General features: G+C 54.5%; 20 protein-coding genes and 3 pseudogenes. 7 read left to right on the top strand and 16 right to left on the bottom strand.

What is annotated here, in order from left to right; all coding sequences use genetic code 11:
- The first annotated feature begins 8 nt into the window (after nucleotides 1–8).
- Nucleotides 9–1868, top strand: a complete 1860-nt coding sequence (locus ACSQ3H_RS12805) for an ABC transporter ATP-binding protein/permease (RefSeq protein WP_436117415.1) — start codon at nucleotides 9–11, stop codon at nucleotides 1866–1868.
- Between the two features lie 649 nt (nucleotides 1869–2517).
- Here ACSQ3H_RS12805 and ACSQ3H_RS12800 read toward each other — a convergent pair.
- Together ACSQ3H_RS12800 and ACSQ3H_RS12795 are read right to left on the bottom strand one after the other, a co-directional pair.
- Nucleotides 2518–2700 carry a type II toxin-antitoxin system YhaV family toxin gene (locus ACSQ3H_RS12800; protein ID WP_436117414.1) on the bottom strand — a complete coding sequence of 61 codons (183 nt, stop codon included), beginning with the start codon at nucleotides 2698–2700 and terminating at the stop codon, nucleotides 2518–2520.
- Between the two features lie 1046 nt (nucleotides 2701–3746).
- A complete protein-coding gene (locus ACSQ3H_RS12795; protein ID WP_436117413.1) occupies nucleotides 3747–4388 on the bottom strand; it encodes a cysteine hydrolase in 642 nt (213 codons plus the stop codon).
- A 186-nt stretch (nucleotides 4389–4574) separates the two neighbouring features.
- Between ACSQ3H_RS12795 and ACSQ3H_RS12790 the strand changes: the two genes are divergently transcribed.
- Nucleotides 4575–4988 carry a winged helix-turn-helix domain-containing protein gene (locus tag ACSQ3H_RS12790; protein WP_436117412.1) on the top strand — a complete coding sequence of 138 codons (414 nt, stop codon included), beginning with the start codon at nucleotides 4575–4577 and terminating at the stop codon, nucleotides 4986–4988.
- Here the strand turns inward: ACSQ3H_RS12790 and modC are convergent.
- The 4 genes from modC to ACSQ3H_RS12770 all read right to left on the bottom strand — a co-directional run bounded on the left by modC (nucleotide 4960) and on the right by ACSQ3H_RS12770 (nucleotide 8093).
- Entirely contained in the window at nucleotides 4960–6036 is a 1077-nt protein-coding gene (gene modC / locus ACSQ3H_RS12785; protein WP_436117411.1) for a molybdenum ABC transporter ATP-binding protein, read from the bottom strand. The two genes, ACSQ3H_RS12790 and modC, sit on opposite strands and share 29 nt — an antisense overlap.
- Nucleotides 6033–6734 carry a molybdate ABC transporter permease subunit gene (gene modB, locus ACSQ3H_RS12780; RefSeq protein ID WP_436117410.1) on the bottom strand — a complete coding sequence of 234 codons (702 nt, stop codon included), beginning with the start codon at nucleotides 6732–6734 and terminating at the stop codon, nucleotides 6033–6035. Before modB ends, modC begins: the two co-directional genes overlap by 4 nt.
- Nucleotides 6735–6806: 72 nt before the next feature.
- The gene (gene modA, locus ACSQ3H_RS12775; RefSeq protein ID WP_436117409.1) at nucleotides 6807–7604 is read right to left on the bottom strand and encodes a molybdate ABC transporter substrate-binding protein; all 798 of its coding nucleotides are present in this window, start codon (nucleotides 7602–7604) and stop codon (nucleotides 6807–6809) included.
- Between the two features lie 171 nt (nucleotides 7605–7775).
- Nucleotides 7776–8093: a DUF982 domain-containing protein gene (locus ACSQ3H_RS12770; protein WP_436117408.1), complete on the bottom strand. Its 318-nt coding sequence runs from the start codon at nucleotides 8091–8093 to the stop codon at nucleotides 7776–7778.
- Nucleotides 8094–8384: 291 nt separating this feature from the next.
- Between ACSQ3H_RS12770 and ACSQ3H_RS12765 the strand changes: the two genes are divergently transcribed.
- Together ACSQ3H_RS12765 and ACSQ3H_RS12760 are read left to right on the top strand one after the other, a co-directional pair.
- Nucleotides 8385–8933: a hypothetical protein gene (locus ACSQ3H_RS12765; RefSeq protein WP_436117407.1), complete on the top strand. Its 549-nt coding sequence runs from the start codon at nucleotides 8385–8387 to the stop codon at nucleotides 8931–8933.
- A gap of 532 nt (nucleotides 8934–9465) precedes the next feature.
- A pseudogene (locus ACSQ3H_RS12760) lies at nucleotides 9466–9618 on the top strand (sorbosone dehydrogenase family protein); the annotation flags it as partial.
- Nucleotides 9619–9708: 90 nt separating this feature from the next.
- On the opposite strand, the gene ACSQ3H_RS12755 reads toward ACSQ3H_RS12760, so the two are convergent.
- The 4 genes and pseudogenes from ACSQ3H_RS12755 to ACSQ3H_RS12740 form a co-directional block, all read right to left on the bottom strand.
- Complete coding sequence (locus ACSQ3H_RS12755; RefSeq protein WP_436117406.1) at nucleotides 9709–10104, bottom strand: hypothetical protein; 396 nt, start codon at nucleotides 10102–10104, stop codon at nucleotides 9709–9711.
- A 186-nt stretch (nucleotides 10105–10290) separates the two neighbouring features.
- The gene (locus tag ACSQ3H_RS12750; RefSeq protein WP_436119436.1) at nucleotides 10291–11250 is read right to left on the bottom strand and encodes a substrate-binding domain-containing protein; all 960 of its coding nucleotides are present in this window, start codon (nucleotides 11248–11250) and stop codon (nucleotides 10291–10293) included.
- 38 nt (nucleotides 11251–11288) lie between these two features.
- A pseudogene (locus ACSQ3H_RS12745) lies at nucleotides 11289–12569 on the bottom strand (ABC transporter permease).
- Between the two features lie 20 nt (nucleotides 12570–12589).
- Nucleotides 12590–14187, bottom strand: a pseudogene (locus ACSQ3H_RS12740) (sugar ABC transporter ATP-binding protein).
- Between the two features lie 86 nt (nucleotides 14188–14273).
- On the opposite strand from ACSQ3H_RS12740, the gene ACSQ3H_RS12735 reads away from it, so the two are divergent.
- Nucleotides 14274–14978 carry a GntR family transcriptional regulator gene (locus ACSQ3H_RS12735; protein ID WP_436117405.1) on the top strand — a complete coding sequence of 235 codons (705 nt, stop codon included), beginning with the start codon at nucleotides 14274–14276 and terminating at the stop codon, nucleotides 14976–14978.
- Here the strand turns inward: ACSQ3H_RS12735 and ACSQ3H_RS12730 are convergent.
- The 4 genes from ACSQ3H_RS12730 to ACSQ3H_RS12715 form a co-directional block, all read right to left on the bottom strand.
- Nucleotides 14975–15547 (bottom strand): DUF1349 domain-containing protein, encoded by a 573-nt coding sequence (locus tag ACSQ3H_RS12730; protein ID WP_436117404.1) that lies wholly within the window; start codon nucleotides 15545–15547, stop codon nucleotides 14975–14977. The two genes, ACSQ3H_RS12735 and ACSQ3H_RS12730, sit on opposite strands and share 4 nt — an antisense overlap.
- Before the next feature lie 23 nt (nucleotides 15548–15570).
- Nucleotides 15571–16635 (bottom strand): ABC transporter ATP-binding protein, encoded by a 1065-nt coding sequence (locus ACSQ3H_RS12725; protein WP_436117403.1) that lies wholly within the window; start codon nucleotides 16633–16635, stop codon nucleotides 15571–15573.
- Nucleotides 16632–18161: an ABC transporter permease gene (locus ACSQ3H_RS12720; protein WP_436119435.1), complete on the bottom strand. Its 1530-nt coding sequence runs from the start codon at nucleotides 18159–18161 to the stop codon at nucleotides 16632–16634. Before ACSQ3H_RS12720 ends, ACSQ3H_RS12725 begins: the two co-directional genes overlap by 4 nt.
- Before the next feature lie 194 nt (nucleotides 18162–18355).
- Nucleotides 18356–19375 carry an iron ABC transporter substrate-binding protein gene (locus tag ACSQ3H_RS12715; RefSeq protein WP_436117402.1) on the bottom strand — a complete coding sequence of 340 codons (1020 nt, stop codon included), beginning with the start codon at nucleotides 19373–19375 and terminating at the stop codon, nucleotides 18356–18358.
- A gap of 256 nt (nucleotides 19376–19631) precedes the next feature.
- On the opposite strand from ACSQ3H_RS12715, the gene ACSQ3H_RS12710 reads away from it, so the two are divergent.
- Both ACSQ3H_RS12710 and ACSQ3H_RS12705 read left to right on the top strand, forming a co-directional pair.
- Nucleotides 19632–20384: a DUF1868 domain-containing protein gene (locus tag ACSQ3H_RS12710; RefSeq protein WP_436119434.1), complete on the top strand. Its 753-nt coding sequence runs from the start codon at nucleotides 19632–19634 to the stop codon at nucleotides 20382–20384.
- A 140-nt stretch (nucleotides 20385–20524) separates the two neighbouring features.
- Nucleotides 20525–22324 (top strand): GGDEF domain-containing protein, encoded by a 1800-nt coding sequence (locus ACSQ3H_RS12705; RefSeq protein ID WP_436117401.1) that lies wholly within the window; start codon nucleotides 20525–20527, stop codon nucleotides 22322–22324.
- A 44-nt stretch (nucleotides 22325–22368) separates the two neighbouring features.
- Here ACSQ3H_RS12705 and ACSQ3H_RS12700 read toward each other — a convergent pair whose 3' ends face one another.
- Together ACSQ3H_RS12700 and mprF are read right to left on the bottom strand one after the other, a co-directional pair.
- Nucleotides 22369–23751 carry a virulence factor family protein gene (locus ACSQ3H_RS12700; RefSeq protein WP_436117400.1) on the bottom strand — a complete coding sequence of 461 codons (1383 nt, stop codon included), beginning with the start codon at nucleotides 23749–23751 and terminating at the stop codon, nucleotides 22369–22371.
- Nucleotides 23748–26369, bottom strand: a complete 2622-nt coding sequence (gene mprF / locus ACSQ3H_RS12695) for a bifunctional lysylphosphatidylglycerol flippase/synthetase MprF (protein WP_436117399.1) — start codon at nucleotides 26367–26369, stop codon at nucleotides 23748–23750. Before mprF ends, ACSQ3H_RS12700 begins: the two co-directional genes overlap by 4 nt.
- Nucleotides 26370–26426 lie beyond the last annotated feature (57 nt).

Genomic DNA, 26426 nt, shown 5'->3' with positions numbered 1-26426 from the left:
TGTCGTCGATGCGCACATTCTGGGGGTTGATGAGAGCCTACTGGTTCTCGGATCGCTGGATGGAGGCTTGGCTTCTCACCGTCGCCATAGGGCTGCTGACGGCGGCCGCAAGCAAGGCCAGCGTGTGGATGGCCGTGGCCTCGGGTGAACTTCTCAACTCGATCGTCGGCATCCGCGAGCCTTTCGTCGCCAATCCTGTGACTGCAATAATGGCGAAGGCCGGGTTTCTGGTCCTCTTGATGGTCATGAAAGAGGCGGGCTTCATCGGCTTTCGCCATCTACTGTCGACGACGCTTCATCGAAAATGGCGCGGCTGGCTGAACGGCAGGTTCAATGAGGCCCTGCTCGACAACAACCACACCCACTATCACCTGCAGCAGGGATCGGCTGCGGACGACGGCATACAGATGCCTGAGGCCATTGATCAACGCATGCAGGAATCGATAAAGTCGATGACCGGAGGCGCGATCGGTCTGGCCATGGGAATTCTGAGCGTCGCCATGTCCGTCCTTTTCGTCGGTCAGAAGCTGTTGGAGATGTCGACTGAGGTCGTGGGTCTGGAATTTCTCGGAAGCTACGGCAGCGCGGTGCTCGCCTTTGCCGCGATCGTCGTCTACGTGCCTTTCAACACCTGGTTCGCCGTAAGGATCGGAGCGGTGCTTGAGAAGCTGACGATCCAGATTCAGCTGACTGAAGGAAGCTACAGAAAGGAATTGACGACGTTCCTGCGTCGCAGTTTCCACGTTGCGGCATCGAGCGGCGAAAATGTGCAGAAGTCCGTAAACGAGAAGCTTTACTCCGGCGTGGACAGCGCTTGGGGACGCTTCAACAAGTATGATGCATTCTATATGTCATTCTCGTCGATCTACAATTTTTTCGGCGCGAAGATCGTCGCGTATCTGCCGGGGCTCCTGCCCTACATGGGCAACACCGTCAGCCTCAAGACCTACATTACCGGCGCGGAACTGGTCGGCTCCATGATCAACGAATGCTCATGGTTCATCCAAGTGATGCCGGCGATCGCCAACCTGAAGGGGAACGCAAAACTCGTTACGGAAATGGCGGAGGCAGTCGCGGTGGTTCGACATCCGTCGGCCTTCTATCAATCGAACGGCGTCAGTGAGTTCAGATACTCGACCCAACATGACCGTTTCGGACTGAGCGTTCGCAATCTTGAACTGATGCACCGTGATCGGGATGCCGCCCCATTTTTGACCGTGGCGAACGTCAGTTTCAGGAAGGGTGACTGGACCTATCTGAAAGGCGGCTCGGGTACCGGCAAAACTTGCCTCTTGAAAGCGATAAACGGTCTCTGGGGCTACGGACGCGGGGATGTCATTTACCCCGAAAGCGCGTCTATCATGTATGCCGCCCAAGAGGTCAAGCTCCCGAGCGTTTCATTAAAGCAGCTTGCATGCCTCCCGTTGGACGAAAGCGAATTCACCGATGCTTCCGTGGCCGCCGCTCTTTACCGTGCGGGCATGGGAGAGTTCATCGAACATTTGGAACAGGATGCCCGCGACGGCAGTTCATGGGACGAGTCCCTTTCCGGCGGACAGAAACAGAAACTGGTGCTCGCACGCATACTCCTGCACAAACCGGCTATCTTGTTCCTGGATGAGGCAACCGGACAACTTGACCCGGAATCGAAGACCGCCTTCCATCAAGCCATCAAAAACCACTGCCGCACGATCATCGTCATCAGCGTCATGCACGAACAAGAACCACCCAAAGCTGCCGACGGCACCGACTTCTATTCCCATGTGCTGGAAATCCGGGACGGTCGTGCCGAGTTGATGGTCCATGACACGGTCGCTGACGTCATGCCGCATCCTGACGTGGCAATTTCGCTGGTCGCCGCAGAATAACTGAGCCGGGATTTCAGGCCGTACCTGCACTTGAACCACAACCCGCTTTTGGTATCATCCTTTTACACTCGGACGGCCCAGGGGAACATGTGATCAAACGGAGGACTGCGCATCTCGCGGTTGCTGTCGCCACGTTTCTCGGGACGCTGACACATTCCCATGCGCGAACGATCGATCCTGAACAGAACGCCGTTTGCGCGGCAATGGCACAGAGTATTGTCGGCGCGTTGGGTGCAATGATAGCGAACAGAACTGACGCTATATACTTCCTTGCGATCGGGGACTTCAAAGACATCCATTTTATTTGCGACAGGACCAATTCCTTGAGGCAGTTCGACGGCATCGACATCTCGTACAACGACGGAGGAGAACCGCCGGAATCGTGGTGGACGATCCTCGGGCTCGCCGGAGCGGCCTACTCGGGGCGGACCAAAACGCGGAGTTGGCGAGGTCCTGTCTTGCCGATGCGGCCGGCGATGCGCTTGGCCAGATCACGTCAAATCAGATTCACATTGAATGCAGTACCGGACAACCGGGAACACGCACCTATGTCCGCATTTTCCCCGAACGAGAGAACTGAGCGAAAGGCGCGGGATTATGTAGCCACTCGCGCGGCCGTATTACGATTTGGCCCTAGTGGCGGCTTTTTTCAGCCGACAGTTTTTCTGTCGGACGCAGATTTCTCCAGAGTCACGCAATCGTCAGGAGGATTGCCGCTGTTCACCATGTCCTTGAAAACCTGATACGCATCAGTTTTCGAACCGCGCGTCTTCAACGTTTCTGCATCATTGACCCATGCGAAAATGATGATCTTCTTCGCATTGCTATTCATTCCATCACGATTGACTCCGTTCTCTAGAGCACAACATGCGCAGGTAGTTAATGTTCCGTTGTCTGTCGCAAAGTAAACTGGCAACCATGTCTATGAGCCGGAACGCGGACCGCCCTCCGGCAAGTCGTTTAAGTGGCACAGGGCCAAAAGGCGCGGCGGCGGGCGTAGCTGCGTGAGGAGAAACGACGGCCCCATAACAGCGACAGCTTCTGCAGCGATTCTGATCACTAGCTAGCTCGTGATCAATCCTTGGGCTTTGTGATTTTCACGCCTCTTTTGATTGCGACAGCTGGACCCCGTCCTTGGGCGGGCGGCAAGAACTCAATTCCCGAATCCTCTAAAGCCAGTCGAACTTTTTCGATTTGTTTCCAAGCGATGCCTTCGTCGCCCGTCTCGATGCGCTGAATCGTGGCTCGCTAAGCCAAAGCGATCGGAAGCGTCGCGATGGCGTCGTGCCGTGCATTAAGCGGGACATGCCATAGCCCGGCATCATCTCGGACTTGGCACCGTGGAGCTCGTCACAATCAACGGTGCATCCGGTCAATCTTGCGTGGAGGGACAAGTCGACGTCGACTCCGAAGATACCGGCGGCTGCGGTTAAATCGAAGAACGGGCGATGGATATGAAACCCGCAGTCTGCCTCTAATATGCGAGCGGGTTCGTTGATCTTCCTTCCTCGTCGAACAAAAAAATCTAGCGGCGTACATGAAACAGCCAGCAACCTCTACGATGAAGTCCACCTCACGAGTACTTTTACGGAGTACGAATAGCCCAAGCCATTGTATTACATACGAATATTCCTTACCCCCTCATAAATAACAGGAAATACTTCCGGGTGCAGTTGAGTGGCGGATGAGGAGTAATAAAGTAATTCCATCCTGACGGAGTAAATGCCCGTCATGTCCGAATTCGCTGAGCGATATCGAGAGTTCGATATCGCTCAGTCCCGCGTGTCAAAACCCCTCGTGCAGGTGAGAAACACCCTCACTACCGCAATCGCACACTGCCTTGGCGTTCCTGGGCCGCCCCCATTTTTCTTCCACAGTTCATCTACTAGCCCAGACAGCCGACAGCTCCTCAATCGTGCAAAACATCGCGTCGCCCTTGTACTTCATGCCTTCCATCGCACGGCCGGCCGCTTCTGCATCACCGCCGCCGCAAGCATCGGTCACCACGATCGGAATAAGTCCAAGGTCAGCGCCATGACCTACGGTGGGTTCAATCCCGATTTCAGTGGCGATGCCGCAGATAATAAAACTCTTCAGACCACAGTCGCGCATGGCAATCGCCAGAGGCGTTCCCTCAAAGGCTGAGAATGTGATTTTGTCAAAAATCGCTTCGTCCTCACGCACCTCGAGTTCCGGGGCAAGTGCGAAACCTGGGCTATCACGCAGAAACCATGGATCCACGTCGTCCGCCGACGTTTTGCGCTGCCAAGCCATCATTTGCCGGACCTGGAAAATGCCAGCCATCCGTTTCGGCAAAGACATATGGCGCATGAAGAATATGCGTATCCCTTCCGAACGGGCAATTTTCAGAACCTGCAGCACGCGCTCCAAAACCTTTGGGCCATCCTTCAATTGGCGCAGTATGCCAATCTGCATGTCGTAGACAATGAGAGCTGTTGTCTGCGGCAACGCTGCTTCAGCGAGGTTCTCGGGAACGATAAGGCCGTGAAAATTCTGCATCGAGTCTTCTCCTTGGCTGACCTTGGGCAACTTGTTTCCTATGACAAATCAAAATCTACGTTATCACCATCGCGTCTAGAAATTACAACCGGCCACCGGGATTAGGCATAGAGTTCAGATGGCCGTGTACATCCCTATGCGCATTGCTATAGATAAATGCGACAGTCCAACGGTGCGGTCACGACAATGGGTCCATCTTCAAGTAAAAATTTGAGAACAGTTTTGCGTATCGATTTTCCGGACAAGGAGAAAATCGGTCGTGGAAAGATGCAATTGCTCGAGCACATTCGTGAAACGGGCTCCATTTCAGCCGCTGGTCGTGCCATGGATATGTCGTATCGCCGCGCCTGGCTTCTGGTCAGTGCGATGAATGCAATGTTCTCCCAACCGGTCGTGGACTCTCAGCGCGGCGGTAAACAAGGCGGCGGCGCTGTGGTCACCGAATTCGGCGAGAAATTGCTCAGCCGCTTTCGCACCATGGAAGAGAAAATCGAAACCGCAGTTGCTTCAGATATTGCCTGGCTTGACGCCAATCGCAGCCCGAGCACGTCCTCGGCATCCAAGACCGATATTAATGAGGCTCCAATGCGGCGGTCTTGATAATCGCAAAGACCGGCATGTCCGGCTGCAGACCAAGCCTTTCGCAGGATAATTCGGTAATTCGCGCCAATATTGCCGTTCCCTGGCAATCGACCTGAACATCGACTGTGCCCGCCTTGTCAAACCCGATGGTATTTATCGTCCCCTCGAGAATGTTGAGCGCGCTCAGCTGCTCGGGCCGAACCCTGGAGAGCATGACATCCTTGGCAAGAATGTGGACGCGAACTGCCTTGCCTTCTGCAATTTCGGTACCTGAGACATAGATTCGCAAGGTTTTGAACCCGATCGTCGCCAGCTTGTGTTTTGGATCGTAATTTACGACCTTTCCCTCCACTAGTGAACCTGCTTCGCGTCGATCTGTTGCGATTGAAATTGAGGTTTGGCTCAAGACATCGGCGGCCGTACCGGCCATAGCTACCTTGCCATCGCTCATTACGATGACGCGATCCGCAAGGCGCGCCACTTCCGAAACCGAATGGCTGACATAAATGATCGGGATCTTCATTTCATCCCGCAAAGCTTCGAGGTAGGGAAGAATTTCCATCTTCCTCGTATCGTCGAGCGCAGCGAGCGGCTCGTCCATCAGCAGCAGGCGCGGCGACGACAACAAGGCACGGCCAATGGCGACACGCTGCTTTTCTCCACCTGATAGTTTGCCCGGACGCCGGTCCAAAACCGCTCCGATACCGAGCAGATCGACAATCTTCGATAGATCGTCCGCTCGTCGAGGTTTCGGAGTAAACCAGCGGCCGTAATTGAGATTTTGTTGAACTGTCAGATGCGGAAAAAGCCGCCCTTCTTGAAATACGTAGCCGAAACGGCGCTTGTGTTTGGGAACGAATATTCCCTTCTCCGTATCAACCAGTACGTCGCCGTCAAAGACGATCCTGCCCCGATCGGGCTGTGCAAGTCCCGCGATAATGCGGATGATCGACGTTTTTCCAGAACCGGAACGTCCGAACAACGCCGTGACGCCCCGGTCGGACGCGAAAGCTGCGTCAAGGACGAATTTTCCAAGCGTATGTTTTGATTTAAAGGTCAGCGTCATTGGATGTCCACTCTGCGTCCAACAAGGTAGCCCAAGAATTCAGAGGCCATCAAAGCCGCCATGGAAATGACGACTGATATGATCGTCAGGCGAAATGCACCCGCATCGCCGCCCGGTACCTGCGTGAAGGTGTAGATTGCAGCGGACAATGTCTGTGTCTCTCCCGGGATATTGGAGACGAATGTAATCGTCGCACCAAATTCGCCCATTGCCTTGGCAAAGGAGAGGATCATGCCGGCAATGATCCCTGGCAGGATGAGTGGCAAGGTCACCGTCGCAAATACCCACGACGGACTTGCTCCGAGCGTTCCCGCGGCATCTTCAAGTTTCCGGTCCACTGCTTCTATGGACAGCCGGATGCTGCGGACCATTAGCGGGAAACCCATCACCCCGCAGGCTAATGCTGCGCCCGTCCAGCGGAACGACAGGACAATACCGAAATGTTCGGCCAGAAACCCACCGATCGGGCCACGTCGACCAAAGAGTATCAGAAGAATAAAGCCGGTGACGACGGGAGGAAGAATCAAAGGAAGATGGACCAGACCATTGAGGATCGATTTGCCCCAGAATTTTCCTCGTGCCAGCAATAGACCCACGAGGATGCCAAGAGGCAGGCTGGCAAGCATCGCGACGAACGCAATTCGAAGGCTGAGGTGAACTGCAGTCCATTCTTCATTGCTCAATGAGAACCAGTCCAAAACGTCAGGCCCCCGCCCGCTTATATTCTATTTGCAAGGCTCCCGCCGGTGCTGGCTCGGGAGCCCGCAGGATTACTTGAGTACCGTAAATCCCTGCTTTTCGAAGAATGGCACAGCCTTTTCTGATTTGATGTAATCAAACAGCGACACCGCGTCAGCATTCTTGCTCTCGCTGAGGATAGCAATCGGATAGATGATTGCAGGGTGGCTGTCGTCGGGAAAAGTGCCGACGATCTTGACTTCTTTGTCAGCAGCCGCATCGGTTCGATAGACGATGCCATAGGGCGCTTCGCCGCGCGATACAAGCAGAAGCGCAGCACGCACGCTTTCGGCGCCGGCAATTTTGCCTTCCACTGACGGCCACACACCCAGGGATTCCAGAGCGGCCTTGCCATATTTGCCTGCAGGAACGGAATCAACCGCCCCCATGGCGAGACGACCGCCATCTAAAAGTTTCGCGAGGTCGAAACCCTTCTTAATCTCGATTGGCTCTGCCTTGTCTTTCGGCGCAACCAGAACGATGCGATTGCCCAAGAGATTTTTGCGGGTATCTGCCTTGATCAGGTTCTTCTTCGCAACATAGTCCATCCAGTCGAGATCAGCCGAAATGAAGATATCGGCAGGCGCACCAGACTCGATCTGCTTGGCCAGAGCCGAACTCGCGGCGTAGGAGATTGTAGCTTCCTTGCCAGATTCCTTCTGCCATGCGGCTGTTATGTCGTCGATTGCGTTCTTAAGGCTAGCGGCCGCAAAGACAGTAACCTTCTCCGCCGCTTGCGTCGGCACTGCCAGCAGCGTCGTTGTACCAAGCCATGCTGCCGCAAATGCGGCGACAGTCGTTTTTATCCATTGACGACGATGAATGCCCATATTCAACCTCCGATAGGCGTCCGAAATGTTTTCCTGAATATATCGACGCTTCACAGATAGCCAGCGTTATATTTATGAAAATATATTGTTCGGAGACGAATTTCTTTCCATCGGGATGCTCTTTGATTATTGTTTGAGCAGTCACGATGGAAGGCGCCGGTTTGATTGTGGCTAACGGTGGCGCTCGTCGATGTAAATCGATGCCTCTTTCGCAGCTTCGATAAAGGCATTCCTGACTTCTAAGGGATCCAGCCGCCCTGCATAGGCGTCAAGGCAAGCTTGCTGCGCCGTGACATATTTTTCACCGCAGTTTTTGGGCCAGTATTTTGCAAGAACTTCAGCAGCCGATTCTACGCATGACACGTTTCTTACGCGGCGCATGCGATCTGTGATGGTGACGTGTTCAAAAGCCATTCTTGTCATAATATTTGAACGCAAAAGTTCAATTTGAGTTCCGCGGACCGGCTGTCCAAGATCAAAAGTGATCATGGCACAGAAAAGAAACCCACCAGCATGTGCCTTAAAAGGGACCGCATGGCGCGGTACCGACCATCTCACTACTAATCAGGGCATTCACGTCCGCTCTCAGCATTCATTCAAACATGATCAATACGCTCGATGGCCGAAAAGTCGGGATTCTCATCGCTGATGGAAGCGATGCAGCGGCGCTAACCGCTCGGACGGAAACAAACGAAAGCCGATGGCCAGTTGCTCGGATCACCCTCGCAATTATTCGACGCAGTGGTAGTCTTGCTCTCGGAAGATAGCGCCAAACTTTTGATGAAGGAAGGTGCTGCCACCCAGCGGCTGATGGATGCTTTCGGACATCTGAAGGCCATCAGTACACCTCTGCATCTCGTTCCCTGCTCGATAAGGCTGGAATCGAACCCGACGACGGTGTGGTTGAACTGGATAGGAACTTTACCGAAAGAGCCAAGAAACGTTATTGGCAACGCGAACCGAAAATACGGTTCTGGCCTAATACAAAGGGAAAGCATGGTAAACGACTGGCTTGCGCGATTGAAAGGCCATGCTGACCTTGTTCAGCGGTTAGTGAAGGAGATTCCTAAGGCGCTGGAAAAACCCGGCCTTACGCTCGAACAGGCATTGCGCCTGCATGCGGTCATTCGAAAGGGTGCCCAGGATTTCGACCAGCTGGTCGGACTCATGAATGGGTTGGAACTGGATGAATCCTATCGCAGAGCGGCAGATAGTCTCGCAAAAATCTGGTCGCATTTATCGAATGCGGCCGCGGACAGAGTCCGTGGTTTACAGGACTCCGGCGACGCCGAATACGATGATGGTGTATCGGGCGAACCAATCGATTAGCAAGCCCGGAGCGATCGCTACACAGCTGCGTGTGGGAAGCCCTGTCTTCAGTCATCTACTGTTTGGCTTCTATCCCGGCCTGATGGTCTGGGGCGGCTCATATCTACGACCGTCGTGTCCAATCGCTAACTCCCTTCACCCGCCAGTCAAGCGCCGTTCGCGTCCAGGAGAATTCTTGTCAACTGCGGACCGCTTGCGCGCTAGCAACGATGAAACTGGAGAGCGGCAAGCATTAAGCAGGCCCTTTGTAGCAACGCATATACTTCGCCCAAATTTAACACGAATTTAATTCACTCTACTTAGGGTTTAGCGAGCACAGTCAACACAATGGCAATCAGATGCGTAGAGCTCATCATAGACAACTTGAACCCAGAGATTTCCTGATCCTGGCCATTCTATTTGTTCTGGTTCTTGGGGTATGCTGGCTTGTAGGTGCAAGTTTTATGGATTCAGCTAAGGCCGACCATACTCCGAATACCAGGTTGGTAAGCGAAGCCCCTTGATCTGTGTCCAAGTCCAGATGGCAAAAAGCTCTAACAGCAATGTTGGGGAAAACGGCATGGCGGTGGAGGAAGACCGCGCGGTTGTTCTGGAAATTGATCTGACCAGCCATAAGAAAAGAATGTTTGCGGCGGGATTGCGCAACCCGAATGGGCCCTCGCTGAAGGCGGACGATGGGTCGCTTGGTCAGCGTCCCAATCGATAAAACTGGTGCGCTGCCAGTTGCTGACGATGTTGGCAATGCGATCTGGCGCGTCGAGCCGTCAAGATGACATCACTGCGTCGTAACCATCGGACCACTGTCCGAATCTTTTGGCGCAGTGAATGGCATGGTGAATACCTGACCAGCGATGCCTTCTGCCAGTCCTGACGAAAAAGTCAAAGGCGTGCAGCTGCTCAGCGCATCGATCGCCGACGCAATAAATTGCTGACGGACCTTATCGTCTCCGTCGACAGCGATACTCGTTGGCTGGGGCTTGCCGATCAGCGTTCCATCACGCTTGAAGCTGAAGCTCAGCGTCACGGATCCTTTGGAGTCTGACGGCGCTTTCCAGCAGGTATCAATCGCACGCCCGACGTCATCCATCGTCTTCAGGGGTTCTGCCCTGGATGGCGTGGATAGACAGATCAGAAGTGCGCCTGTGACTGCAAGAGGTTTAAAAACGTTCATTTCGTTACTCCTACACTTCAATGCCACAAGAGCAGAATCGATTGCAGCATGAACATCATCGTGATCGCAATAAGTATTTTACCACCATATTGCTGCGATAAAACAGAATTCGGCACAAAAAACGGAGGATAGGGTAAAGATTGGCAAGCCGCACGATCAGCACGACCTGCCATTTTTATTCAATTGTTACAGCCCGTTGGCTTTCAGGATAGCCGGAGCGTTTTCTTTGGTAATGGCTTCCGTATCGAGGACGATCTTCTTTTCCACCTTCTCGCCAGCTAGCACTTTCAGAGCCTGACGCAAGCCTTCGGCTCCCGGCGTCGGGTAGAGGAATGTCGCCGCCAATTCCCCCTTGTTCACCCATTGGACGCCTTCATTCGGTAGTCCATCCACGCCGATGAAGAGAATATTCTTCTCGCGGCCAGCGTCCTTTGCAGCGAGATAGGCTCCATAAGCCATCGGGTCATTGTGACCATAGACAAGCGTTATGTCTTCATGGTTGCGCAGTGCCGTCGCCATGATGTTATAGGCCTGATCCTGCTTCCAGTCGCCTGATTGCTTATCGAGGAGATACTTGATGCCGGGCTCAGCGTCGGTGTTCTTGTGAAAGCCGTTGCTCCGATCGTGGCTGGCCTGGGTCCCGAGTCCGCCCCAAATTTCGACGACTGTACCCTTGGCTTTGCCCTTGCCACCAAGAAGTTCAACGGCATATTTGCCCGCCGCTTCACCGATGACGACGTTGTCGCCACCAATCCACTGCATGTATTTCTCTGTGTCGACATTACGATCCAGCACAATGACCGGGATTCCGGCATCCATGGCTTTCTCGACAACGCCCGTCAGGCCTGCGGATTCCTTCGGAGAAATCAGGATCGCATCGACTTCCTGACGAATAAAGTTTTCGACATCCGCGACCTGCTTTTCAGTCTTGTCCTGCCCGTCTGCGACCAGAAGTTCAACATTGGCGTGTTTCTTGGCTTCAGCTTCGAGGTCCTTGTTGAATTGGACACGCCATGGCTCAACAGTTGTCGTCTGGCTGAAGCCAATCACATATTTATCCTTGGCATCCGCGATGGACGCATTGAATGCGAGTGGCGCGATCAATGTTGTCGCCATCGCCCATTTGGCAAATTGTCTACGGGTAATGCTCATTGTCTCTCTCCCTTTGTGCTTTATTTGCTGTGTCAGTCGCCGGGTCCTTGCGGATTCTTGATTGGGTTGGGCGCGGATTTGTCCAGCACATCACCTGCCCTGAGTTGCGACAGAAAGAACAACCAGCCGCTTGAACGCCGCTCCTGCAGCAGAACCGCGATGATGATGATCGCGCCTTTCAGAACAAGCTGGGTGTTGCTATCGATATTGTTAAGTTGGAGGATATTGCTGAGAAAGCCGAATATCAGGACACCAACCAGCGTTCCGATCATCGACCCTCGACCGCCCATGAGGCTTGTGCCACCGATCACAACGGCTGCAATGGCATCGAGCTCGAGCCCCATGCCGGCATCTGGTTTTCCCTGCCGGTACTGGGCAACATAGAGAATGCCGGCGAGCGCGGCCAGATAGCCCGAAATGGCATAAACCGTGATCTTTACACGCCAGACAGGCACACCGGCGAGACGAGCCGCTTCCTCATTGCCGCCAATGGCGTAGATATAGCGACCGAACTTCGTAAACTTCAGGATGACCCAGAACAGCGCGATTATGGCGGCGAAGATTACACCAGGTACCGGAATTATCCCGAATATCAGCGAACGCAGCGCCTCGAAATCTTCCGTTGCATTGCTGCCGGTATAAACCGGCCAGACAGCAGTGTTCTGACCGGCGGTCAATCGTGCGATCCCGAGGCCCGCGACCATCATGGCCAAGGTGACAATGAAGGGTTGCAAGCGGCCACCGACAATGATCAACCCGTTGATGGTGCCAAGCATGAAGCCGACCGCCGGCACGACCAGGAGAACGAGTAGAACCCCGGCCTTCCCGTCGGAACTCAACGCCACCCCAAAAGCTGCGGCTAAGGCTGCAAGGATAGCAATAATCAGAGCGAACTTTGACGTGGCGGGCAGGCTGTGCCCCGCCTGTAGCTTGATACCGAATGTGAGAATGCCGAACACCAGCAAGAATGCCAGGAGAAATATTGCAGGAACACCGAGAAGGTAGGCGGAGGACCAACCTTAATTGGTTAAGAGCATGGCGCAAACGACCGATCCCAGTGCCAACACCGAACCGACTGAAAGATCGATCCCGGCGATGAGAATAACCAATGTCATTCCGACGGCCGTGATGCCTGTGACAGAAATTTGCCGAAAAACATCGGACAGATTTCCAAAGGATAAGAAGATGTTATGGCCTTTTGATGAGACAGGTGAGGAAACCACCCCCACCAGAAAAAGCAGCACCAGGCCCCAATAAAGCTTTGTGGCCTTCAGAGCGTTTTTCAATCGTTCCGTGCTGTTTGATGATGGCATGATCTGCTCGCTTATATTCGTCATGCAGCCTCTCCCTTGAGCGCATTTCCCAGGGGTGTCGCAAGCTCCATTACCCGTTCTTCCGAAAACTCATGGCTTTCGATGATTCCCGTCGCCCTTCCCTCACACATCACAAGTATGCGGTTCGAAAGTGCGAGAAGTTCGGGCAACTCCGAACTGACCATCACGATCGCCACCCCTGATTGGGCAAGCTTTCTCAGAAGGTCATAGATCTCGTCTTTCGCACCGACATCGATCCCTCGCGTCGGTTCATCGAGCAGCACGACGCTTGGCTTCGTTTCGAGCCATTTGCCAAGAACGATCTTTTGCTGATTTCCGCCACTCAGTTCATCGATCTGCTGATCGGGACCCTGGCAGCGAACGCGCATCGCCCTGATCATCCGGTTGGCAACGGCATTCTCCTGAAATCGCGTCACCCAGCCGCGCGGCGCAATCCATGCAGCGAAGGCAGAACAGCGTTCGATCGAATATCTGCATGCATCAAAAGCCCCGTGCCCTTGCGATCTTCAGTGAGAAATGCGAGACCTCTGGAGACCGATCCACGCGGTGTCAGCGATTGAGCATGGGAACTGACTCCGGCGCGTTGAACCGAACCCGAGCGCTTGCCGATCGCTGCACCGAATATGAGTTCCAGCACTTCGGTCCGGCCCGAGCCGAGCAGCCCCCCGATGCCGAGTATTTCACCCGCATGAAGGTCGAAACTCACGTCATCGACCACACTATGAATCCGGCCGCGCGAGTTCGGTCTCTGCAGACCGAGATTTCTGACGGATAAGACGATCGGATTGCTCGAAACGGATGCATTTGCTTCCTGCTTTTTTAGCTCACGTCCCACCATCATCCGGATCACATCACGCTCGCTGATATCACCAGACCGCCGCGTTGCAATAAAATTACCATCGCGCAGCACAGTGATCTTGTCGGCCAGAGCAAAAACCTCGCTCATGCGATGCGAGATGTACACGATTGCCACGCCTTGACGCGCCAACCCGCGGACGAAGCTCGCGAGGCGCTGGGCCTCGGCTTCCGACAAAGCAGATGTAGGCTCATCAAGTACGAGCACATCCGCATCGAGGGAAAGCGCTCGCGCAATCTCCACCAGTTGCTGCTCGCCAACACGCAGGTTTTCTACGTCCGCACGCGGGTCAATATCGATGCCGAACCTTGCGAGAATTTCTGCACTTCGGGCTTCGATTTCCGCGTAGTCGATAAACAATCCGGCTTTTAGAGGTTCCCGTCCCAGAAAAATATTCTCTGAAACACTGAGGCTCGGAATGAGATTGAGCTCCTGATGGATAATTGCGATGCCGTTGCGTTCCGCTTCTTTGGGCGTCGCAAAATCGACCTCGCGTCCACGAACAGTCATTTGTCCGCCACTTCGGCGATGAACGCCGCTCAAAACCTTGACGAGTGTTGATTTGCCTGCGCCGTTCTCACCCATGACGGCATGGATTTCGCCAGTGTGTATATCGAGATCGATGCTTCGTAGCGCTACTACGTGAGCAAAGGATTTGCTGATCCCGCGCAACGAGACGATTGGGGACTGACTATCCAAAATGCTCCTCCCAAAACATTCTTTCAAGTTAGCGTGTAACATGTTAGATGTTATTGGATCAGAGTCAAATAGTTTAGTTTCGAGCGTTTCACCAGCATTTTGCGCAACCACAATGGGGAGTTTTGAACTTGCAGCTTCGTTCTCCGAGCAAAAACTTCAAGGAGCAAAAAGTTGTCTCGGTCACGCGCAAAGACCAAGTTTACACTATACTGAGGCAAGCGATCATTTCTTCGCAATTGTCACCGGGCGAAACCATCCGCAAGGAACTTGTGGCTGCGCAGTTGGGCGTTTCCCGTACCCCGGTGAGCGATGCAATAAACCGGCTCGCGGATGAAGGCTTGGTTGAGATTTACCCGCAAACAGGGACCTTCGTTGCGCGGCTATGGCTCGACAAAATCGAAACGGCGCAATTTGTCCGCGTGGCGCTTGAGACGGCCGCAATTCGCCGCACCGCTGAACGTGCCAGCCCTGAAACCATCGCTCGTTTTCGGCAGAATCTGGAACGACAGCGCAAAGCCGCTGACAAGCAGGATTTCGAACAGTTCTATGAACTCGACGAAGCCCTGCACGATCTGATTTGCGATGCGGCAGGACTGGTGGGCCTGCGTGAAATCGCATCAAAAGAAAGAAGCCAGATCGATCGTGTGAGACGCCTTCTGCTCCACTACGAAACCCGGATGATCGAAACTTTGGCAGAGCACGAAGCGATTATCTCGGCCATCGCCGATAAAGATCCCGACCGGGCTGCAAAAACGATGGAGGCCCATATCGCCCAGATGGGTAAAATGCTCTTGCATCTACGCGAAAAACGGCCGGAACTGTTCGGACGCTAGTCGTGAAGACTACGCGCAATAGCAGGGCCAACGCTGAATTCTCGAAACACGGCTTCGAAGCCGCCTCTTTCCGGCGAGCAGGCCATGATTCCTACTGAAGCGTCGGCGGTTGAGAATGGCGCTAAACGGGCGAGTTGCCATGCTGCACCATTGATCGAAAACTGCACCCGTACCGCATCCCCGTGACGCGTCAGCCGCACCGATACCTCGTCATCTTTACTCGAACCGTGGAGCGGGATAACTGACCAATCCGACGTGCTATTGGTAACAACGACGCTGAAATGCATCAGCCCGTCCGTATATTCGATGCCAGTTTTAATCCAATTGCATTGGTCGATGCGCAGCATAAGCCCTGCTTGGTCGTAGAGTTGTTGATAGTCACCGCAAACCGTGACGCTGGCCGTGAAATCACCACTGACCGGCGTCAGGTAGGCATGGCCATTGTCACGCTCGAAACCGTAAAACGTCCGCTGCCAGAAATCGGTTTTTTCCCTGGTGGTGAGGCTCAATCCGTCAGCATTGCCGCTGAAGGTCGCCGGTTCATTCAACCAGCTGAATATATTGCCCATAGATCACGACCTCGCACCTAAGTTTACTCGAAGACATGTGCCTTACCAAGCAGGACTATCTGAACACGACTCCCTACCGGCGGCAAATTCATACTTGTCGTCCTAATCACCAACGAAGGCGTATTCAGTACGTCGTGACTACGATCAGTTAGCGAAATGGCGATAGAACACGATGCACCACCGAACTCAATTCGGGTGATATCCCCGTAAACGCTACCTGCATCATCGTTGGCGTCAGAAGAGACTGGAGAAAGAACCACCTGTTCCGGCCTTAGCATGATCTTGGCGGGACCTGCACGCAGTGAACTGGCTTCGATGCGGCCGAGTGCGCAAACAGCCCAACCATCGTTCAGTTCGGCACCCAAGATAATGGCATCCCCCAAAAAGGCGGCAGTGTATGGATCGCGTGGGTTCAAATAAAGATCCTGCGGCGCACCGACTTGTAGAAGCTTGCCTTCCCGCAAAATCGCGACCTGATCGGCAAACGAAAGAGCTTCGGCCTGATCATGGGTGACCAATATGGCAGTGATCTTCTGAGTGCGCAGCACCTCGGCCACCGATGTCCTGATACCTTCGCGGAGACCTGCATCGAGGGCGGAAAACGGCTCATCGAAAAGCATCAGTTTCGGCTGTCTCGCAAGCGCGCGAGCAAGCGCGACACGCTGTTGCTGACCGCCGGACAGTTGGTGCGGACGTCTATCCAGCATCGTTCGCGTGAGTTCGACCAAATCCATCAGGGCCAGAATGCGCTGGTCGCGTTGCGGAGTATTTCGTTCGAGTCCAAACCCGATGTTGTCGCTGACAGTCAAATGCGGAAACAAAGCACCGTGCTGCGCGACGATACCGATACTGCGACGATGTGCAGGTACAACGGCAGGTCCGTTCGCCAGAACAGTTCCGTCCAACACGACACGACCGGCATCGGGTATTTCGAATCCAGCAATCAAACGCAGCAGCGTAGTCTTTCCCGACCCAGAGGATCCGACGATAGCGGTGCGGCTCCCTGCCGGAACATCGATACTGACATTGTCGAGGCCGACAACTTTTCCGTAGCGCTTGCTGACGCCCGTGACAGTTAGAAAGGTCATCGCCCGCCCATTCTTTTCGATTGTGCATAAAGCAGAAGTGTCATGGGCAGTGACAAGAGCACCATCATGAGCGCGTATGGTGCCGCGCCCACATAGTCGATCTCGCTGGTCAGCGACCAGAATTGCATGGCAAGCGTCCGGGTGCCGTTTGGCGCCAGCATCAGTGTCGCGGTCAATTCGTTGGTTATCCCGAGCCCCACCAGCGCCATACTGACTGCAACGCCGGGCGCAGCAAGCCGCATGGTAATTTGCGTCACGGCTTGCACGGGTGACCGCCCAAGAGCCATGGCAGCCTGCTCAAGCTCTACAGGCACTTGCGCGATACTTGCACGCAAACCAACGAGCGATCTGGGAAGAAACAGCAGGGCATAGGCAAGCAGCAACGTCAATACTGTCTGATAGAAGGGAAGAGCCACACGCACCGTGATTGTCACCAGCGCCAGTGCGACCACGACGCCTGGCAACGATCCTACATAGTAGTGGCACGCCTCCATGATCCGTTGAAAACGGCCCGGCGCGCGGACCGAAAGCCAAGCCATTGGCACTGTGATTATGGTGGTCAACAGAGCTCCCGCGACAGCAAAGATTACAGTTTGGCCGAAAGCCATGCCGATCAAATCCAGGCGCCAGACGCTGGTTCCGCCGATGACAAGCCAACGGCCGAGGGTGACAAACGGAACACCGAGAGACAGCCCAGCCGTGAGCAGGCAAATCAGAAAGCCCGGAATCGCCAGCCAGTCTAATCTTTGCTTGACCGGATTACGTGCAGCACCGGAGCCAACCCGCGCATAACGTTCATTGCCTCGCAAAAGTGCCTCAAGGCCCAAAAGTCCGAAGCAGCAGACAACCAACACGCCACCAAGCATATTGGCGGCAGGGCCATTAAAGGCCGATTGGAACTGGTCAACGATCGCCGTCGTGAACGTGTCGAACCGTATCATGACATAGAGGCCATATTCGGCGAGGAGATGTAGCCCGATGAGCAACGAGCCCCCGCAAATGGCGAGACGCAACTGCGGGAGTACGGTGAAAAAGAAGACCCGCCAAGGACCATTGCCGAGCGAAGCAGCCGCGTCCTCAATTGCCGGATCAAGGCGACGAATCTGCGCGGAGACTGGCAGGTACAAAAATGGAAAGTACGCCAAAACAGACACCAGAACGCCGCCGAAAAGCCCATGCAGGCTCGGCGCGAAGCTTACCCACGCATAGCTGTGAACAAAGGCCGGCACCGCAAGCGGCGCCACAGCGAGCCAGGCCCAGATGCGCGCGCCACGGAGATCCGTGCGCTCCGTCAACCATGCAAGCGTGACTGCAAGCACGATCGAGATCGGAATGGTGACTGCTAGTAATAGAACGGTATTGATTAGAAGTTCACCAACTCGGGGGCGGAAAATCAAGGCGGAGGTGGTTTCCCAACCGGTCTGGATACCTATCCAGATGACAAACCCGACGGGCAGCAACGAGAAAAGCGAAACAATCGCAGCTGCCACAACCACAGGCGCATGCGATATCCCACGGCGCCGGATGAGCGTGTGGGAAGCTTGGAGAAGTTCGCCTGGCTGGTAAACTGACTGGCTTGGCGGCAACGTAAATTGCTTTCATTGTTGCAGCTGCAGTTCACTCAAAGACTGCACTGGAGCTGCCTGGAATTGAACAACATCCCCGACGGACACGTCGGGGATGTTGCTGGCGAACTGTTAGCTCGGCCGGTGCGTTACGGCTAGAGCAAACCAGCAGCGGTCATGAGATCGATGACCTTTTTGCTATCGAGCTTCGACGGCTCGACTCTAGGGGCCTGCAGGTCAGCAAGCGGTACGAGCTTCGGATTCGATTCCGCACCCTCGCCTACCGCATACTCGAAAGATGTACCATCACGCAGAACTTCTTGACCGCCCTTACCGGTAATCCACTTCAGAAACGCCTGTGCCTGATCCTTGTGCTTGCTGGACGCTAAGATGCCACCGCCAGAGACGCTGACAAATGCACCCGGATCCTCATTCTTGAAATAGTGCGTGGCAACGTTCTTGCTGTTTTCACCGGTCTTAGCCTGATCACCAAAGTAGTAGTAGTGGTAGATAACTGCGCCTTCGATTTGACCAGCGTTGACGGCCTTCATAGCTGTGCTGTTGCCCTTGTAGGCAGTAAAATTTTCCTTCATCGCCTTAAGCCAGGCAGCTGTCGCCTCTTCGCCCTTGAGCTGTAGAAGCGCACCGACTATTGCCTGGAAATCGGCACCAGACGGCGATGCGGCCCAACGGCCTTTCCAGCTCGCATTGGCGAGATCCAGCATCGACTTTGGCAGCTTGTCCTCGGTCAGCTTGGTCTTATCATAGACAAACACAGTTGAGCGGGCGGCAACGCCAACCCAATGACCGTTTGCCGGGCGATAATTGTCAGGCACCTGGGCAAGCGTATCGGCATTCAGAGGCTCGAACAGGTTTGCTCTGTCGACAAGTGCCATCCCCGGTGAATTTTCGGTCAGATATACGTCCGCAGGCGAGGCAGCACCTTCCTGGACAAGCTGGTTTGCGAATTCCATGTCACCGCCATTGCGGAGGGTCACCTTGATGCCGGTCTCCTTGGTGAAACCATCAGCCCAAGCTTGGGTCAGGCTCTCATGTTGTGCGTTGTAGACAACAATGCCTTCCGACTCGCTCTGTGCCGTTGCCAGCATTGTCGAGCCCGCAAGACCGGCGGCGAAAGCCACAACTCCAGCCAGGGATGATAGAGAAAATTTCATGGCGACCTCCGTTTTATGGGCATGCGGCTTGAACAGCTACAATCGCTCCCCGATAACCATTTATGAGGAAAAGTGTCAACTTATATTATCGCACTAAGAGGATAGTCGCGAATGGCATACACCAGTGATTTTCGCGGCGTCCGATTGCGTTCATATCGCCGACAAATACATCTGACACATTGCGACTACCATGCGATTCGCACCGGTTCCCAATCTTCTGATTCCCCTCAAAGTGCACCACATGCTAGGAGTTTGCATGTCCCAATCTATTAAACCATCATCCCTCGCCCGATATGCAGCCAACGGCAATTCCGACGTGCCCAGACATTTGGGAACGCGCTATAACGCGAACGGGACCTTCCTGCCGGAACCGGGCAATACCGTTGTCTGTCATCTGGTGAGGGGTTCTACTTCGGAACGCGCTGTGCTCGGGGTGAGGGATCGGATGCTATCGATGCCCGATGCCAGCAAATTAACGTTCACACCTGTATCCAGTCTGCACATGACCCTGTTTCAAGGCATCATCGAATATCGCCGTGCGTTGCCGTACTGGCCCGAAGATGTTCCGCTCGGCACCAGCATCGATGCGATGACTCGTCTCTATCTGAACCGTCTGGAAGAATTTGAAGGCTGTGGCTCATTCAACATCAAAGTTATCGATGTCACGCCCGTGGGCCTGACGGTCAAGGGAGCAACCCTAGGGGACGAGGCAGTCATCAAGGCATGGCGCGACACTCTAGCTGTGCCATTCGGATATCGTCACCCCGATCATGATACGTACGTCTTTCATATTACCTTTGCCTATCCCATCGATTGGTTGGCCGATGACCGCCTGCCCGCATGGCAGGAATTGTTCGATGATTGTCTCTCCCATCTCGAACAAGCGGCACCGATCATCGAGATTCAACCGCCTGCCTTTTGCAGCTTCAACGACATGAACCACTTCGAAGAACTGCTGGTTCTGGGCAACAAGTATCATCGAGCATCTGCGTTGAGCATGGCGAAATAAGCATACGCATCGCCGTCTCGGTTGCGCCGACTGCCGGGCGGCCTGTAACTTCATAAAACTGTCACATTGGGGAAACGGAAAATTGAAGGGTCAGGGGAAAATATACATCTAAATGATTACCTCTTCCCCGGAGTTTTCCCATGAGTTTCCGCCCAGCCGAAATGTTGGTTTTGCGTCGTTTCGGCGATGATCAGCTCGTTACACTCGCTAAACTGGCCATCGAAACCGCCTTTCAGCCCGTTGTTGAAGCCGCAAGCGGCGCGACATTTGGCTATGAATCGTTGATGCGTGGCTATGACCGCCTGGGCTTCCAATCGCCTTTGGAACTTCTGGACAAAGCTCACGACGTCGGTCAATTGCTGGAGCTCGAGCAAATGGTCAACAGTCGCGCCTTTGCCGGGTTTGGCGGACTGCCCGGCTATAACCAGCGAATGCTCTTTATCAATATGGATGCAAGGCTCATTGGCCTCGGCAGCGATACCGTGGAACGCCTCACCAATCACCTGACCAAGGCGGGGATACGCCCCTCCTCAATCTGCTTCGAATTGTCTGAACGCTTCGACAACGCGCAGGATCCGGCATTCTTCGAACTCATCAAAAAGCTCCGGCATTCCGGTTTCAAACTGGCCATCGATGATTTTGGTGTCGGCTTCAACGGCCTTAAGCTGCTCTGCGACTATGCAACGGACTATGTCAAAATCGATCGCCACTTCGTGTCGAAGCTGGATGCCACACCGCGCAAACGGCACATCGTCAAACAGATCGTTCAGACCGCGCATATGCTTGGCGCCAGGGTCATCGCTGAAGGGGTTGAAACCGAAGCAGAATTTGTAATCTGCCGGGAACTTGGCTGCGATCTCGTACAAGGATATTTCATCGCACGCCCTACCACGCATTTTGGCGAATTGCAGGATTCGTATCCTCATCTCGAACAGGCAGGGTCGTTGCGTAGGCAGACAACAACGTTGGACAGCATCCTGATCAGGGCGCAGGTACAACGCCTGCCTGCCGTGCGGGAAAATGATGATCTCGACAAGGTCTTCGAGCTTTTTCGCAAGAACCCGCAACAGAGCTTTTTCCCGATCCTCGGCGCTAATGACGAGCCACGCGGCGTACTGCATGAGCATCATGTCAAGGGCAGAATTTATCACCCGTTCGGTCGTGACCTGCTGAAGAACCGCATCTACCAGCGCGGCATCGCGCATTTCGTCACCGATTCTCCCATTGCAGATATCAATACGCCTGCTGAGCAGATGCTGAAAATTTTCGCTGGCATGAATGGCAGCGATTGCGTGATCCTGACAGAAAACCTTCGTTATGCCGGCGTTCTCTCAGCCTCGTCGCTTCTGAAAATCATCAATGAGAAGTTGCTCAAGACCGCTCAGGATCAGAATCCGCTGACCAGCCTTCCGGGTAACAGATCCATTCGCGACTATGTTCAGGATGTCATGCGTGACGGCTCTGACACACGGTATTTCTGCTATTTCGACTTCGACAATTTCAAGCCATTCAATGATCATTATGGCTTTCAGAAGGGCGACCTCGCTATTGCCCTTTTTGCCTCTTTGCTCAGGCATCATTTCGTCGGAGAGGATAAATTCCTCGGCCACGTTGGTGGCGATGACTTTTTCGTTGGCATAACAGGAGGAACACGCGGTGAGCTGGAACCAATACTGACGCAACTGTTACGGGATTTCAGCGCCAATGTCCGCGAACTCTACAGCCCGGAAGATCGCGCGGCTGGTGTTATCCTCGCCCATGACCGGACAGGCGGCGAACGTCTATTTCCGTTGATGCGCTGCAGTGTTGCAGTGCTGGAAATCGCGGAAGGTCATATGCAGGTGGACCTAAACCGTGTCAGCGCATCAATCGCCGCCATCAAGGCTTCGGCAAAGGAAAGCGTGACAGGTCTAGTTTTCAGCGGATTGAGCGAAATGTAGCGGTCGCAGCCCACGGATAGAAGCGCAGGCTGCGACATAAATTGTTACTTCGGCTGTCGCGCTGCAACCGCTTCCATCAGTTTGCCAGCAAGCATCTCATACTTCTCGTCGTAGTGATGATCGCCTTCCAGTTGAATCTTCTGGACCGCAGCCAGAGACGGAGCTGTACAGGCTGTATCGTCCTCTTCCGAACCATAGACGCATAGGACCTTGTCCAGCGGCAGCTTCGCGACTGCGGGCGCTACTTCATTGTCGCCGCCCAATCCGAGCCACGCGCCGACAGAAACCTGAAATGGCGTGGTTTCCTCCGTGCCGATCAAGCCGACAAGGGAGACACGGTCTTGCAACGGCTTCGGCAAGAAAGGCCAGGAAAACGGTATGGTATTGGCGCCGAAGGAATAGCCGAGCAATACCACTGGCAATTTGCCCGTGGGATCGGCCTTGGCGACAATCCTTGTAATGTCCTTTGCAATGTCTTCCGGTTTGCGCAGCGACCAGAAATAACGGAGCGAATCTACGCCGACCACGTGAACACTCTTTTTCGCGATGATATCACCAACGGATTTGTCGATATCACGCCAGCCGCCGTCGCCGGAGAAAAATACAGCCACATATTTCGCCGGTCCATTGCCTGCGGGAATGTCAATGATCGGCAAAGCCTCCGCCGAAGCGTCTTCCTTGGCGATATCGACTGCTGCGTCAGCCGCCATTACAAAACGCTCAGCCTTGGTCGCGCCAATTTTTTCCTGCGCCAGGAAGAACCCGGCGCTTGGAGGACCTTTGGGATCAGCGTCGGGTTTTTCCCGAACAATGGTCGCCGGATTAGGCAGATCAGCGTCATAGGAATAGCTGAACCCCTCGCCCGGAACGGCTTCATAATCTGCACCTTCGCATGAAGGCAATTTGGTCTTCAGCGCCACCGATGGATCAACCGCTACCGCACCGGCAAGCGTGGCGGCCGGAGCATCGGACATCGACGCGTAAGCCATGACACCACCCTCGCCAATACCAATAACCACTGGATGCATATAGGTGTCGACAGCAATCTGACGCTGAGCTTCCTTTGCCACACCTTCAAGATCGGAAACGAAATAAGTGCAATCCCCCGTATCCTGATCGAGTTCCTTGCGCCATTTTTCCAGATCAACCGTCAGCACAAGAAAATCGCGGTCCAGCAATAGCTTTGTCAAAGCTTCATCATCAGCACCGAGACCGCCCTTTTGCGACACGAGGATGGCAATGCCCGTCGGCTTGCCGGCTGGCTGCAACAGCGGCACGTCATTCAGGCGCTCGGAAGAAATCAGGATTCGCTTGCCCAATGGCCCGAAACCAAACCGCGGGAGAAAGTGAAGCGTGGCGGAAAGAGCGATGCTGACAACAAGAAGTGCAAGAATGGCGAGAAGGTAGGGCCTGCGTAGAAATTTCATCGTTTAAAGACCTCGAAGGGGCTGCCGCTCACCAGGTTCGTCGCATCGATCAGCGAACGAGGTGTCGCGAGACCCGGGGGGCAAATCAGATAGTAGGGTGTCCATTTCGGGCCGAACTTATCCTTGAAAGCGCGCAATCCGTCAAATCGATAAAATTCCGCGCCGCGACGATAGATAAACGAGCCGATACGGTTCCATCGAGAGGCCAGATGGCTATCGGAAAGGCCTGACAGCGGCGCAGCGCCAAGATTGAACCAGCGGTAGCCTTCACCCTTCGCAGCCATCAGGAGATTGGCGAACAGACCATCCATGATGACACTGGATGCATCGGGTACATGCCGCATCAGATCGACGGCAATTTCCTGATTATCCGCCCCGCGCCAGACGTTGGCGAAGGCCACGATCGTGCCTTCCTTGCGCAGGACTGCGATATCGAAGTGGGAAAGATACGCATTTTCAAATGAACCAAGCGAAAAACGCTTTTCGGAACCGGATTTCATTTCGAGCCAGGCGTCGGATACAGTGCGAAGCTCATCCATGATGTCCGGCGTCTGGTCTCTCGACATGATCTCGAAACTGATCCCCTCCTTTTCCAGACGACGGGCCGCATAGCGCAGTGGTTGGCGCTTGGAGCCCTCCAGCGAGAAATCGCTGAGGTCCACCCGTGCGACTTCGCCAAGCTTCAGCGCCGTTAACCCCATGTCGAGGAACAGAGGCAGTCTTTCCGGACCTACGCCATAGAATACCGTTCTCGTACCGGTACGATCGGCCAGCCCTCGAAACGCCCAGGCGAGGTCTGCCACCGCGTCATCGCTGCCTACCGGCTCACCCATCGAAACCAGACTTCCGCCCGAACGGGCATACATGACAAAGCCTTTTCCTTTGGGGTCCATCAGGAAGCGCTTGTCGCCAAGCAGCGCAAGCGCATCGGAAGCTCTTGGGGACGCAGCAACGAAATCAGGTACCTGTTCTGGAATAGGCTGCGCACGCAGTTTACCGCGGCCAACACCATTGATGATTGTATTGATCGTTATCGCGGCGAGAAACGTCAGGACGAGAACCGAGACACGCAGAAAACGCGATGCCTGGGCATCCCAGGCAAATTCCCACCAGAGTTCATTCGCGTATTCCACATGCCGATAGGCAAAAAGACCGAGCCAGAGAATAGCAAACGCCGTTGTGCCGACACTGGCCAACCAGCCCCAGGACAAGCTGAAATGCTCCCCTAGCGGTTTGCGATAGAATGAATCGCGAAACAGCAGAAGCGTACCGGCCATCAGAGCCAGTATGAGAGCTTCTTCCCAAGCCAGGGCCTTTGTCAGCGCGAAGATTGACCCGAGGCTGAAGAGGACCAGCGCCAGGAACCAAGCTCGCCAGAGACGCCGTGCCAAGCCGCGCGCAACGATCAGCAAGGCCAATCCAACGAAACTCGCGCCAAGATGAGACATTTCCAGAAACGGCATCGGCAATATGTCAGCAAGCATTTCCAGGCGGTGGTGAAGATCGGGAATGACCGCTGAAATCAGCAGGACGATGCCGCCAAGGAAGGCAATACCAGCCGAAAGCGGCGGGATGAGCGGCTCGAACATTCTCACAGCTGAAATGGTTGGGCCGGCGATCAGATGGCGGCGGCGCAGGAATTCGGAAACGACGAAACCGGCTATTGCCAACAGAAACGGTATGAGGGTGTAGATGACGCGATATGCGACAAGCGCCGCTATAGCGTCCGGATTTTGCCCCAGACCCAGACCCGCAACAATGGTCGCTTCAAACGCACCGATGCCGCCCGGTGCATGGCTTATAATACCGAGAGCAACCGCTACCACATAGACAAGAGCAAACGCTGGAATACTGTTCACAGAGCCTGTGGGAAGCAGAACATAGAGCGTTGCAGCAGCAGCGGCCACATCGACCAGGCCCGCCAGGATTTGCATGAGCGCGCCCTGCGACGAAGGCAGGCGAACAGATAGCCGGCCAATATTGAGCGTGCGCTCGCGCCGCGAAAGCCAGTACAACAGTACCGCAACAGCAAGGAGGACCAATAGGCCGATCATCTGATCGACAACCGGTCCGAACGACAAGATCCATGGAATCCGCGATGGATCGATGACAAGGGCGACCGCAATCAGGATGGTGAAGGCAAACCAGATCGCCATCCAGGAGGTGCCGATAATCCTGCCGATATCGGCGATATCGATGCCCTCGGCAGCGTAGACTCGGTAGCGAAGCGCACCGCCGGTAAGCAGCGAAAACCCGAGCGCATTGGAGATTGCATATCCCGCACCACCCGCCATGGCGGATATGTGATAGGGCACCCGCCCCGGTGCAATCGTTTCAACCGCGACGACGTCATAGAGCGCAACGGCCGCGAAACTCACGAATGTAAAGAAAAGCGCGGTCAACAGAACACTGCCTGGTATGGCATGGATGGATTGTTTGACATCGTGGAACGAAATGCCGCTCGAAAGGTGATCCAGAACCAGCAAGCCGATCACCGCAACGGCAATTCCGAAAAAAGCGAACAACGCCGATTTTGTTTTCTTGCCCCACGGCAGTCTTGACTGCGCGCGAGCTTCAATCCTCCGTATTTGCTTTTCGTTGCCAGGAATAGACGTCATGATGTGTTCCGAAGCCAGAAACGGATTAAAACAATGCCGATTTCACCATGAAATTGG

Source organism: Phyllobacterium sp. LjRoot231 (assembly GCF_964253365.1).
Lineage (GTDB): Bacteria > Pseudomonadota > Alphaproteobacteria > Rhizobiales > Rhizobiaceae > Phyllobacterium.
Note: the sequence above shows the minus strand (reverse complement) of the source record. Positions and strands in the feature narration are given on the sequence as shown.